At 66.8% G+C, this 11,489-nt stretch carries 10 protein-coding genes, 1 tRNA gene and 3 pseudogenes; 5 read left to right on the top strand and 9 right to left on the bottom strand.

Features of this window, described 5'->3' with window-relative positions:
• Window positions 1-189, top strand: a pseudogene (locus tag ACIBEA_RS43535) (IS256 family transposase); the annotation flags it as partial.
• A 148-nt stretch (window positions 190-337) separates the two neighbouring features.
• Here ACIBEA_RS43535 and ACIBEA_RS43530 read toward each other — a convergent pair.
• The 9 genes and pseudogenes from ACIBEA_RS43530 to ACIBEA_RS43490 form a co-directional block, all read right to left on the bottom strand.
• Entirely contained in the window at window positions 338-1,129 is a 792-nt protein-coding gene (locus ACIBEA_RS43530) for a sigma-70 family RNA polymerase sigma factor (RefSeq protein WP_399269942.1), read from the bottom strand.
• A gap of 62 nt (window positions 1,130-1,191) precedes the next feature.
• Entirely contained in the window at window positions 1,192-1,419 is a 228-nt protein-coding gene (locus tag ACIBEA_RS43525; protein WP_399269940.1) for a helix-turn-helix domain-containing protein, read from the bottom strand.
• A gap of 659 nt (window positions 1,420-2,078) precedes the next feature.
• A complete protein-coding gene (locus ACIBEA_RS43520; RefSeq protein ID WP_399269938.1) occupies window positions 2,079-2,858 on the bottom strand; it encodes a serine hydrolase in 780 nt (259 codons plus the stop codon).
• Between the two features lie 559 nt (window positions 2,859-3,417).
• Window positions 3,418-3,729 carry a hypothetical protein gene (locus tag ACIBEA_RS43515; protein WP_399269936.1) on the bottom strand — a complete coding sequence of 104 codons (312 nt, stop codon included), beginning with the start codon at window positions 3,727-3,729 and terminating at the stop codon, window positions 3,418-3,420.
• Window positions 3,726-4,691 (bottom strand): aldo/keto reductase, encoded by a 966-nt coding sequence (locus ACIBEA_RS43510; protein ID WP_399269934.1) that lies wholly within the window; start codon window positions 4,689-4,691, stop codon window positions 3,726-3,728. Before ACIBEA_RS43510 ends, ACIBEA_RS43515 begins: the two co-directional genes overlap by 4 nt.
• A gap of 57 nt (window positions 4,692-4,748) precedes the next feature.
• Window positions 4,749-4,832 (bottom strand) — tRNA-Leu (locus ACIBEA_RS43505).
• Window positions 4,833-4,849: 17 nt separating this feature from the next.
• Window positions 4,850-5,242 (bottom strand): WhiB family transcriptional regulator, encoded by a 393-nt coding sequence (locus ACIBEA_RS43500; RefSeq protein ID WP_399269932.1) that lies wholly within the window; start codon window positions 5,240-5,242, stop codon window positions 4,850-4,852.
• 367 nt (window positions 5,243-5,609) lie between these two features.
• Window positions 5,610-6,656 carry a hypothetical protein gene (locus tag ACIBEA_RS43495; protein WP_399269930.1) on the bottom strand — a complete coding sequence of 349 codons (1,047 nt, stop codon included), beginning with the start codon at window positions 6,654-6,656 and terminating at the stop codon, window positions 5,610-5,612.
• Window positions 6,657-7,452: 796 nt separating this feature from the next.
• Window positions 7,453-8,182, bottom strand: a pseudogene (locus ACIBEA_RS43490) (transposase family protein); the annotation flags it as partial.
• 21 nt (window positions 8,183-8,203) lie between these two features.
• On the opposite strand from ACIBEA_RS43490, the gene ACIBEA_RS43485 reads away from it, so the two are divergent.
• The 4 genes and pseudogenes from ACIBEA_RS43485 (at window position 8,204) to ACIBEA_RS43470 (ending at window position 11,385) form a co-directional block, all read left to right on the top strand.
• Entirely contained in the window at window positions 8,204-8,752 is a 549-nt protein-coding gene (locus tag ACIBEA_RS43485) for an STAS domain-containing protein (RefSeq protein ID WP_399269928.1), read from the top strand.
• A 164-nt stretch (window positions 8,753-8,916) separates the two neighbouring features.
• A complete protein-coding gene (gene istA, locus ACIBEA_RS43480) occupies window positions 8,917-10,287 on the top strand; it encodes an IS21 family transposase (RefSeq protein WP_399269926.1) in 1,371 nt (456 codons plus the stop codon).
• Window positions 10,284-10,907, top strand: a pseudogene (gene istB / locus ACIBEA_RS43475) (IS21-like element helper ATPase IstB); the annotation flags it as partial. The gene istA and the pseudogene istB, both read left to right, overlap by 4 nt.
• 85 nt (window positions 10,908-10,992) lie before the next feature.
• Window positions 10,993-11,385, top strand: a complete 393-nt coding sequence (locus ACIBEA_RS43470) for a hypothetical protein (RefSeq protein WP_399269924.1) — start codon at window positions 10,993-10,995, stop codon at window positions 11,383-11,385.
• Window positions 11,386-11,489: the final 104 nt, after the last annotated feature.

The following is an 11,489-nucleotide window of genomic DNA, read 5'->3' as shown; positions in this document are numbered from 1 at the left end:
ATCCGCCGGGCGGTCAGGGCCCGCGGCCACTTCCCCTCCGAGCACGCCGCTCTGAAGTGCGTCTACCTCGCGGTGATGTCCCTCGACCCGACCGGAGCCGGCCGCAAACGCTGGACCACCCGCTGGAAGCGAGCCCTCCAGGCCTTCGACATCGCCTTCGACGGACGCCTCACCCACAACCGAATCTGAGCCTACAAACCAACCCAGCTACACCGAAAACTTTACAGACCCTGGACCCAACACCCCTTGCGTGACCAGCGGAAACGTTAACTACCCGGCCTTGGGTCAAGGCCCCAAAGAGACACGCGATGTGGAACTGTCGGGCCGGCATCCGGGATTATTCGAGGGACTCACGCATCTTGCGGAGGCTACGCGAAAGCATTCTGGACACCTGGGGCTGAGTCACCCCCAGGAGGATGCCTATCTGGTCCTGGGACATTTCCTGCCGAAACCTCAGGTCAATCACCTGCCGCTCTCTCGGAGAGAGCCGACCGGTGGCGTGTGCCACTAGCTGGGAGTTGTCCACCGAGTCGTAGGCGGCTGCCGCCGCCGGGTCAGGCTTGTCGAATCCGGTGCCCGCCCGGGGAGAGGGCGGGTCGAGTGGCCTCGCCTGCCACGCCCGCGTAGCGGCCACGGCCTGCACGACCTCCTCTCTCCTGAGGCCCAGCTCGTGAGCTATCTCCTCGGCCGTGGCTTCGTGGTCGAGCGATGCGGTCAGCTGCCGGGCCGTCCGGGTAACCGCCACGGCCCGGTCCTTCACGGTGCGCGGTACGTGCGCTGCCCAGGCAGTGTCCCGGAAGAACCGCTTGATCTCACCGTCGATGTAGACGAGGGCAAACGCGGCGAAGGGTGTCTTCAGCCGATAGTCGAACCGGTCTACGGCTTTTATCAGTCCGATCGCACCCGTCTGGCACAGCTCTTCCACGTCGTGCTCCGGCGGGCGGCTGCGGCGGTAGGCGACACATCTGACCAACGGTAGGTGCATGATGATCAGTTCGTCACGCACCGAGGCCCGATCAGCCGCGTCGTCTTCTGCGAGCCGACGGAACAGGAGGTGTGCGCGGTGCGAGGTGGCGGGAGCCCGGCGTACCGTGGTGGTCGCGGTGCGGCCTCGGTGGTTGGTCGCCATACCCGTTCCCTTTCTCTCGACAAGTTGGCCGGTCGCACGGAACCGGGCCGGAGGCGGGCTGGTCATGTGGAGCGCTGTGCGCCCTTGCTTCGCCGCGCTGCCCTTCTGGCCCGCTCCGCTTCCAGCACGTGATCTTCCCGGTAGAGCCGGACCCCGCTCTTCTGGTAGGTGGCAGTCGGCGTGAGGTGGCCCCGTGCCACCCACTGGCGGATACAGGCTGGCGATACCCCGAGCAGTTCTGCGGCTTCTTTGGCTGTGAGGAGTCGCAGCCGGGGGGGAACGATAGTCATCACGTGACCTCCTGAGTTAGCGCCGTTGCTCGTCGTCGGGCGGAAGGGCGGGAACCGATTCGCCGCAGGATCTGCAGATGAGGTGCCCGTCATCCGATGACGCGAGTGCCCTCAGATCGCACACGGGGCAGGGCTGTCGGGTGACGGTCGGCTTGCGTCCCTCGCCGGCTATCCGAGCCCTGCACGCCAGGTACGTGCTGCGTACCGCGGCGGCCTTCTGTCCTTCGTCGCACGTGCGCAGTGCTCCGGGAATGTCCTTGGCCAGGGCCCGGCAGAGGCGTTGGAGCATGAATCCTGGGCGTACGGACTGCCGGGGGACTGCCAGGGGCACCGAGCGGAGCCCCCAGTCGTAGACGACCTGGACGCAACGGTCTGCCTGAGACAGGACGTTCAGCCGCAGGGCTGCGGGTGGCCTGCGGTATTTCCACTCTTTGCGGTCGCCCAGTAACTTCGCATGCGGCTGCTCTCGTGGTGTGCTGAAGCTGTGCAGCTGGACGTAGAGCATAGGGAATTCCCCGAGGGCCTGAGCTAGTCCGGCCAGGCAGGACGGGCAGCTGGTCCCGGCGGATATTGAGTCACTGCAGACGGTGCACTGGCTGGTCACGGATGTTCCAATCGCCTCAGATGTCTGTGATAGGTGGGGGTGGGGATCTGCTGGTTCACCCGGGGCCACGGCATCCGGGAGCGGCAATGGCCCGTACGGCGGAGGTGGCGGCTGCCTCCACCACCTTGATCCCGTCCTCCTTGGTGGGGTTGTCCTTGGTGAGCACCGCGATGAGATACGTTCCGCCCGCGTACGAGATCCGGCCGATGCTGTTGATGTTCCACCGCCCGGTGTCTGTGCGCTGCATCCACCCGTTCTTGAGGGCGGGGTTGGTGCCTGCCGCTGTGATACCCCAGCGTTGGCCGGGGTCGACGGCTTCCATGCGGGCCCGGATCGCGGAGCGTGCGGCCGGTTGCAGTGCGGAGCCGGTTCCGAAGACCTGCCGTAGCAGCTGTAGTTGGTCGAGTGCGTCGGTCCGGGTGAGCCCCCAGTAGCCGGCCGGGCCTGCTGTGCTGCGGGTCAGGCCGAGATCGTGGTTTGCGCTGTTCACTCCGTTGCTGCCGCCGACGGCTCTCCAGAGCCTGGTGGCGGCAGCGTTGCTGCTCTTTTCGATCATGAGTGTGGTGGAGTCGAGTTCCGTCTGCGTGACCTGGCGGCCCGTTCGTGCGGCGTGGAGGAAGAGGGTGGCCGCGATGTCGATCTTGACGATGCTCGCTGTTTCATAGCTGCCTTGGCCGTGCGCGAGTGTCTGTCCCGTCCTCAGGTCCGTTACGGCCAAGGAGATGTCCTTCTGCCGTTCGCCGAAGGCGTCGGAGACGAGCCGTGTGAGGGAGTCACAGCCTGTCTCGGGCGGGTGCGGGGAGGCGGCGCTCGCGGGGGCTCGGGCCTGATGCACCGCATCAGGCTTCGGTGCGGTGTGCACCGCCGCCGGGCGCTGGGGAGGGAGAGTCTGGGTGGCTGTGGACTGGGGTGCTTCCGTTTGCGTGGCGTTGAGCGCGGAGGCGACGGACGCGAGGCCGAGGAGGATGCCCAGCCCCAGGGCTGCCAGCAGTGAGCCTCGCCGGGTGGCGGGGTTCGGCCGGACCGCCAGGACCGGGTAGTGCGGGCGCACTACAAGGTCGCTTGGCCGCCTGGCGGAGGAGGTAAGCGCGAGCCTGGCGGGGGGCGGCTCCAGGGCCGGCTGCGGCAGGGGGCTTTTGTAGCCCCTCGCGTGACCGCGTGTCGGGGGCAGCCACTTCGCCCATCCGTTCCGCTGCCCCGATGTGCTGTGGAAGAGGCTGCTCAGGCGTGACGGGCAGCCGGGTTGCCGCGGTTTCCTGCGTAGCTTTCGGGCGCGCCGTCTCATGTCGTGTTCTCCCTCGTGATTCGTGCCGTGCCTCTGGCGGGCACGGTCGGTAGGGGCGTGCGGCTGTCCGTCTCGTGTGAGCGGTTCGGCGAGAGGGCGCCTGTCCCGGCTACTGCGGCGGCGCCCACAGCATTGGCCAGGTGGCGGGGGTCGGATACCCGTGGGCGTGCTCGCCGCGGAGCCCAAGGTCGAGTTGGAAGCGGGTGTACTCCTCGCGCAAGCGGTCATCCCAGAGCTGGGACCTCAGCAGCCCCCGGTCGCGTTCGAGGTGGCGGGGCGCGGTCTCGTCCGAGTAGCCCAGGACGATCAGTCGTAGCCGGACGAGCAGGACCCAGGTGTTTGTGCAGCCGGGGCCGAACAGGATCCTGCCGGGGAAGGGCGGGTAGGTAACGGTGGGGGCGGGCATCAGGACCTCTCTCACTGCGGTTCCTCCCTTAAGGGGTGTGTCGCGCTGTGGGGTGCCGGGGGCGGGCAGCACGCGTCGATGGCGGCCAGTTCTGTGGGGGTGAAGGCGGTTCTGCACGTGGCTTTGTGCAGTTCGCCGAGGTGGCCGGGGTCGGATGTGGATACAAGGGCCGAGGTGACGCGGGAGTCGTGCAGGGCCCAGCTCAGTGCCAGTTGCTCGACGCTCTGGCCGCGTGAGGCCGCGATGTACGTGAGGGCTCTGAGTAGGGCATGTCGTCTGGGTGAGGAACCCTGTCCAGTGGGACTCAGCGCGCCGTGGGCCAGAGGGGCGCAGGCTACGACCCCCACTTGTTGTTCGCGGCACGTGCTCAGCACGGTCCTCTCCGCCCATCGGTCCATCAGGGAGTAGGAGACCTGACAGCTCGCTGCGGGTGCGTCGTACTCCGTCATGAGGGTGTGCGCCTGCACGAGCAGGGCCGGGGATACCGCCGACAGTCCTGCGTAGAGGGCTTTGCCTTGCCGCACCACGTCGGCCAGAGCGCTGACGGTCTCCTCCAAGGGTGTGCCCGGGTCATTGCGGTGGACGTACAGCACGTCGAGGTAGGTCAGTGAGGAGCGCTGGAGGAGGGTGTCGAGGCCGGACATGATCTGCTGGCGGGACCCGTATCCCCGTAGCGCCCGCGGATAAGTGCCCTGGCCGATCCGGGCGGAGAGCACCAGTTCCGCGCGCCGCCTTCCCCACGGTTGGAATGCCTGGCCGGCCTCTTCGAACAGGCTGTCGCGATCGTGTGAGGGCGAGGTGACATCGAAGGAGCTGACGCCTAGGTCCATGGCGGCCCTCACCAGCGTCCGGAGATCGCGGACCGGCCGGTGCGGGCCCCGTCCGAGACCCAGGGTGAGCGCGGGAACGTGAAGACCACTGCGGCCACTGCGCCGTGGAGGGACACGGTCCAGTGGTGGGGTTTGGGCCTGTTGCATCTTTCTGCTCCCGTTCTCAGCCGGCCCCGTGGTGGCAGCCGTGGGGCGGGTGTGGAGTGAGCGAGGTGGGATTCGAACCCACATACCCTTACGGGCGGCGGATTTTAAGTCCGCTGCGTCAGCCTGTTGCGCCACTCGCCCCCGTTTCCCAAGCGCGTTCAGTTCACCGGGGACAGCGCACACGCGGCTGTGTGCGGGGTGCGGTGGCGCCGTCGGTACTCGGCGCGGGCTCGCAGCAGGAGGTCCCGCCAGGAAGGCACGGCCGGTCGCCGCTGCAGGAGTTCGTTGCGCCATTGAGGGGTCGTCCCGGCGAATATCCCGTGCGTCGCCCGCGAATCGAGGGCGACAGCGAGGCATTCCGTCTGCACGGTGCACGCGGCGCACACGGCTACGGCCTGCGCACGCGAGACGGCGCTGGTGGTGGCGAAGAAGAGATCGGTCTGGCCGACGCACCGTGCGCGGCGGCGCCAGTCGCTGTCCCATACCTCTCCGGCACCCTTACCGTTGGCGGTGTCACCTTCGGTGTCTTCGGATACCGCGTTGCTGTCCATTCATCCATCTCCTTGACGAAGCGATCCGGATATTCGGTCAACCCTGTGCCTGGCGGCTGCGCACAACTGGTGTATGAGACGGCCGACCAGTCTCTGTACCGTGCCCAGTCCTCTGCGCTGCCGGCCAGGCCAGGAATGCGGCGGTCTCTGCGGGCGCTGGGGCCGCAGCCGGGAGACAAACAGCCAGAACGACGCGGCTTGGGCGAGGAGCCAGAGCCGGCTCGGGGAGGCTGGCCGGATGTCTTCCCAGGCAGGGTTTCCGTCAAGTACCGGGTACAGGTCGATCGGTTCACGTGGTGCGGGAATCATCGCTGCCTCCTGTGCAGGGCGGCCTGCGGGGCGTGCTCTGAGCCGGGTACTGTCGTGCTCAGGCGACGTGCGGGGTGATCAGTCCGCTCGCGACCAGGGCGCCGGCCGGAACCACCTTTCTGGTCCACGAGGTCCTGACTTCGCTGTAGGGCCTGCCCGGCAGGATCGCTGAGGGTACGAAGAGGGAGATCTCGTCCGTGCCAACGGTGAACAGTGCGGGTACCTGGTTCGGGTGGGTCAGCGCGACCAGCTGCCTGCCTGCGGCAGGGAGGTCTCGTGCGATGATCCGGGAGTATCCCCACTTCGGGTCGAGCGGTTGCACGGAGAGCTGCCGCGTCACGGACAGGCGGCCGTCCGCGTTCGAGAGGAATACCAGGGACTGTCCGTCCGTCCGTTCTACGGCTGCGGCGTCCGTCACGCGGTCACTGATGGTCGTGCAGGGGACGGGGCCTAGTTGCGGATGCCACAGGTAGAGGCGGCCGTCGGAGAGGAACAGCGGGGTGGGGCAGTGCAGATGGGCGGGGCTGCACGTTCCGATGACCCGTGACGCGGGGACTTGCGCCATGATGTAGGTGAGGCCACCGGACACAGCACAGCCTGCCGTGCCGTCCCATCGCCGCAGGAATCCGTTGTGGGTGGTGTCCAGGACCCAGGACCGGCGGCCGGTCATGGACAGTTTGATGCCGGTGGCCCTGTCGTGTTCGGTGAGGGCGTAGTGGCCAGGAAGGATGTAGCGGTCGGGGCGTCCGTGCAGTGTGCGGACCCACAGGCCCGTTCCGGCTGAGTGTCTGTCGGTGCTGAGGCCGTAGAGGACTGGCTCGGGCGCGCTGGTGCCGGGGTGCATGTAGTAGGTGCTCTGCAGGACTCGTGTGTCTGCGGCCCAGCGCAGTTCTGTGGGCGGGGAGAACCCGTCGGGAGTGAGCAGGCTGCGCCATACCCTGCCTCGGAGCTCCGTCCAGTAGGCGTGTACAGATCCTCGGTATGAGGTGGTGACCAGATTGACCGGGGTGAGGGGTGCGGTGGCGACGATCTGCGTGTTCCAGTGGCTGCCGTCGGGTGAGTACAGATGGACGAGTTGTTCGCCGCTCTGCGCGGTTCTTGTCATCAGGAGCTCCGGGAGCCCCGGCCTGTAGGGGTTGCGGAATGCCGCGCAGGGGGCGGGGAGCTGTCCGGTTCCGTCGTCCGTGCGGACGGCGTCCGGCATCGTGGCCGGGGGTGTGGCGGGGAACTGCCTGGGGGCTGGTGGTACTGGGAGTTCGAGTGGCGCGGGGCCGCAAGTGAGGGCGGCCGGGTGGACGGGCAATGCTCTGCTGGCCCGTGCCGGGCGGCTCCGTCTGTCGGTCACCTGGCGGCCCCTGGATGCCCCGGTCCTCCACATGGCCTTGGTGTCGGCGGCGGCCTGGCTGACACTGGCGCCGCATCGTGTCCGTACCGAGTGCCAGGTATGCAGAGCGGCGCCCGTGGCCCGGCTGATCAATACGGTCGTTCGTACTGCGGAGCGTTTCAAGGCGAGAGCCGCACGGTGGACCCACTGTCGGGGGCTACCAGCCGGAGTAGAACATTCTTTCTTCACGGTCCCGGAATCTCCCTGCGTGTGGTGGCGGGCGCAATGAGCTGAGGCCCTGGTCCCCGCAATGTGTCCCTCATATTTCCATCAGGGTTCGCGGCAGCGCAGAGCGATAATCTTGGCAATTGCCCCGAGACAGTCGGACTGGATTTGCATGGAGTAGGCGGATGCCTGGAGCTACTGAGGATTTTCAGCGGTAGCTCTCCAGGGTGGCGATGGCTCGGGCTGCTTGGGAGAGCCAGTTCGGACTGCAGCGGGCTCGGCGGAAGACCTTCCAGGTCTTAAGACCGTGGATGGCCTTTACGATGGTGCCGATGCGGTTGGTGGAGCATCATGCCTGTCGGAGGATCTTCCATGATTTCAGGAGGGCGAAGGCGCGTTCGCCGCGGGCTCGGAGGCGGGCGTGGTCGCGGTTGAACTGCTGGTAGTGGGCCGGCTGGATGCTGTGGTGTTTGTAGGGGGTGCGGACCGTGGCGCCGGCTCCCTGGTACGCGCGGTCGGCCAGGACGAGGATCTGCCTGGTCAGGCAGGCCTGGACGATGCCGTGGGCGCGGGCCGCGGTCAGGTCGTGGGTCCGGCCCGGCAACGCCCTCGAAAACCACAGGGGTGTTCCGTCGGGACGGGCGATGACCTGCACGTTCATCCCGTGCCCGCGGTGCTTCATCGAGTAGTACGGCTCGTCCGCCTTGATGCGGTCGGTGCCGATGAGGGTTCCGTCGACGATGACGAAGTCTCCTTCACCCAGGCCGACGAGGGCTTCGTGCAGCCCCGGCGCCCACTCGGCGAGCACCTCCAGGGTCTCGTCGACGTATCGCCAGGCCGTCGCCTCGGACACCCCGAACCCCATGCCCACCTGCGCGAATGTATCGTTCTTCCGTAGATGCGCCAGCGCGAGCGGCGCCTGCTTGAAACAACTCAATCGCCGCCAGCGAGAGTTCAGCTCCCGCCGACGGGCGTGGAGCAGCCATGAGACATGCTCAACGAGCTCGTGCGGGACGTCCAACGTGGCAGAATACGGAACCAACGCAGCCTCCGGCCGCTGATGTGATGAGTGAGATCACCACACCAACGACGGAGGCTTCGTCATGTCGCCACCAACTTCGCTGACCTGCCCTTTCACCCCGCAGAGCGAGGATGAAAGAGGTTCGCTGAACCTCAACAACCAAGATCAGCCGTCGATTGGACACCCCCCCCCCCCGAGTCGCAGGTCAGGGGGCGACGGGTGGTGGACAACTCCGCAGTCGACGGGGTTTGCTGAGAATCACAAACACCCGGCCTACCCGAAGGGGGCGGCAGCAGTGGACGACACGTTTCGAGTCACGGTCCGGCGTTGCGGACCCGGCAGCTGTGAAGTGACCGTCAGCGGCGCATTGAGCTCCGCCACCGCTCCAGACCTCCAGGACACCCTTCACCACGCCACCAGGGTCTACGGGCAGATATGCCTGGTCCTATCTCAGCTCACCTTCCGCGATCGGACCGGAGTGCGCGCCCTCCTTACCGGCGTGCGCCTTATCGAATCCCACAAGGGGGACCTGCGGCTGCACCAGCTCCCCCACTTCCTGACTCGACTGTTACGCCTCTCCTACACCGGAGGTACCGTCACCATCGAAGGGTGTGTCCGGAAGGGGCCTTGACCCAAGGCCGGGTAGTTAACGTTTCCGCAGGTCACGCAAGCCAGTTGAAGGGTTTCCGACGCAGAGCAACGGAGCTCGTTGGTACAGGCAGTCGTCCAAGACAGCTTGTACTTGAGGAGCTCCGTTGCCGTTTCATCATGTCCTGCCGACCCCGGTGATGGCCATTGTATGAGGCCGGTGCGATGAGCATGCGGGAGGTCGCAAAGGAGACCGGGCTGAACCGGCGGACGGTCAGCAAGTATCTGAAGGGCCCGGCATCGGCGGAGCTGCCCAAGCGGGAGGTCTCTGGTCGTCCTCCACGCCGGGTCGTGGACGAAATCGCGCCCCTGATCGACGCGATGCTCAGGTCCGAGGTGCTCCTGAAGGGGTCGGTGATCCACGAGCGCCTGGTCGCGGAGTACGGGGTCACGATCAACTATCAGCGGGTGAAGCTCTATCTGCAGGAGGCCAGGCCGCGGATCGCGGAGGAGTTGGGCATCAACCCGGGCGAGCTGGCGGGTCTGTACCGGCGTTTCGAGGTGGTGCCGGGTGCTCAGGCCCAGGTGGACTGGGGAGATGAGGGCAGGGTCCTCGCTCATGTCGGGATTCCGAAGGTCTACTCGTTCCACATGGCGCTGTCGTATTCGCGTGATCCGTTCTGCTGCTTCACCACCAGCCAGGATCTCGCGACGTTCTTCGACTGCCACCGCCAGGCGTTCGCGCATTTCGCCGGGGTGCCGTTGAGCGTCGCCTATGACCGCACCAAGACGGTCGTGCGCCGGCACGTCGCCCCAGGCGAGGCGGTCCCGCTGCATCCTGAAGCGGTCGCATTCGCAGGCCACTACGACTACGACATCGACGTGCTGGCGGCCTACCGGCCGCAAGGCAAGGGCAGGGTCGAGCGTCAGGTGAACATCGTCCGCGACCACGTCCTGGCCGGCCGGTCCTTCTCCTCGGTCGAGGAGATGAACGCCGCCTTCACGGCCTGGGTGCCGTTGCGGCGGGCGAAGGTCCACGGCACCCACGGCGAGGTCATCGGGCACCGGGCCGCTCGCGATCACACAGCCTTGCGGCCGCTGCCGCAAACTCCGTACGTGGTTGCCCAGCGGCACCTGCGGCACGTCGGCAAGGACTGCCTGGTTGCCTTCGATGCAAACCTCCATTCGGTGCCCGCCCGCAAGGTCCGCCCCCGCCAGCTGGTCGAGGTCCGTGCCACGAAATCCCAGGTCAGCCTGCATTCCACCGTCCCCGGACCCGATGGGATGACGCTGCTGGCCATTCATTCGCGGGCGGTCGGCCGCGGAGCTCGTGTCATCGACGAGGGTCACTGGGCCGGTCTGCCCACCGGCGCCGGACGTCGCGTCACTACCGGTGATGGCCTGCCCTCTCCCCGCCGCAGCCAGCCGACAGGTTCGCAGGCCAGCCCGCTGCAGGCTCTTCTCAGCAGGTCTGCAGCCGCCCACGTCGAGGTCGGCCGGCGGCCGCTGTCGGTCTATGACGAGCTGACCGGCACCCGGCCCTTCAATTCGCCCTTCCCGACCAAGGACGCCCGTTGAGCGAGCTGACCAGCAACCGCATCCGCACCACCGCCGCACGCCTCGGCCTGCCGCACCTTGCCGAAGCCCTGAGCCACTACATCCAACGGGCCGACGAGGCGAAGATGGGCTACCTCGACCTGCTCGACCTGGTCCTCTCCGAAGAACTCGCGGTCCGTGACGACCGCCGCTTCCGCAACGGGCTCAGGCTCTCGAAGCTGCCGCATCACAAGACGCTCGAGGACTACGACTTCTCCTTCCAGCCCGAACTCGAACCGCGCAAGGTCAAAGACCTGGCCACCTTGGCCTTCGTCGAGGACAAGGCCAACGTCGCCCTGCTGGGGCCACCGGGAGTCGGCAAGACCCACCTCGCCGTCGCTCTCGCGGTCGCGGCTTGCCGGGCGGGCTACTCGATCTACTTCACCAGCCTCGACGACATGGTCCGTCACCTCAAAGCCGCCGAGGACCAGGGCCGACTGATGAACAAGCTCACCAGCTATCTCCGCCCCGCCGTTCTCGTGGTCGATGAGGTCGGCTACCAGCCACTCGAGCGGGCCGAGGCGAACCTGGTCTTCCAAGTCATCTCCAAGCGCTACGAGAAGGGCTCGATCATCCTGACCTCGAACAAGGCCTTCGGCAAAGCGCACACGTTCCGGCGAACCTGTGCCAGGCAGTGCCGAAACTTCACGGGTTCCGGCAGCAATCCGGATGCTGCATGATCGAACGATGCTGATCGAGCTGGAGGTCGCAAAGTTTCCCTGGAGCCCCTGGCTGGCCCAGATCCGGACGTCGTTCGGTGGGACCGCGGTCCGTTGGTGCGGTGACCAGACCGCGGAGCCGGGCGAGTACCACGTCGAGTGGACGGTGGACGAGGAAATTGCCTGGGGACGGAACGCGAAACCGGCCGTCGGCGTCGGACCGGGAGTGCGACCTGGCGGGCACTGCGTTGTCCTGCGCGGACGGCTGGACCTCACCGTGGACGGGGCCGCCGTGCTGGACTTCGATGGCACGCAGATCCTGCTGGACCTTGCTGATCCGCTGCCCGAAGGTGTTGCCGGCACGTGGGTCGAGCTCTTCATCGAGCGCGAGAAGATCGCTCTCTATGAAGTTTCCCCATGATCTTGGACATGTCCCTCCCCTCGTAGCGTGGAGTCCGTGATTGCAGGGGATGTTGGGGTTCATGGGTTCCAAGCAACGGACGTACACGTCTGAGTTTCGTGAGG

Source organism: Streptomyces sp. NPDC051555 (genome assembly GCF_044454405.1).
Lineage (GTDB): Bacteria > Actinomycetota > Actinomycetes > Streptomycetales > Streptomycetaceae > Streptomyces.
This window is presented reverse-complemented; position numbering and strand designations above follow the sequence as displayed.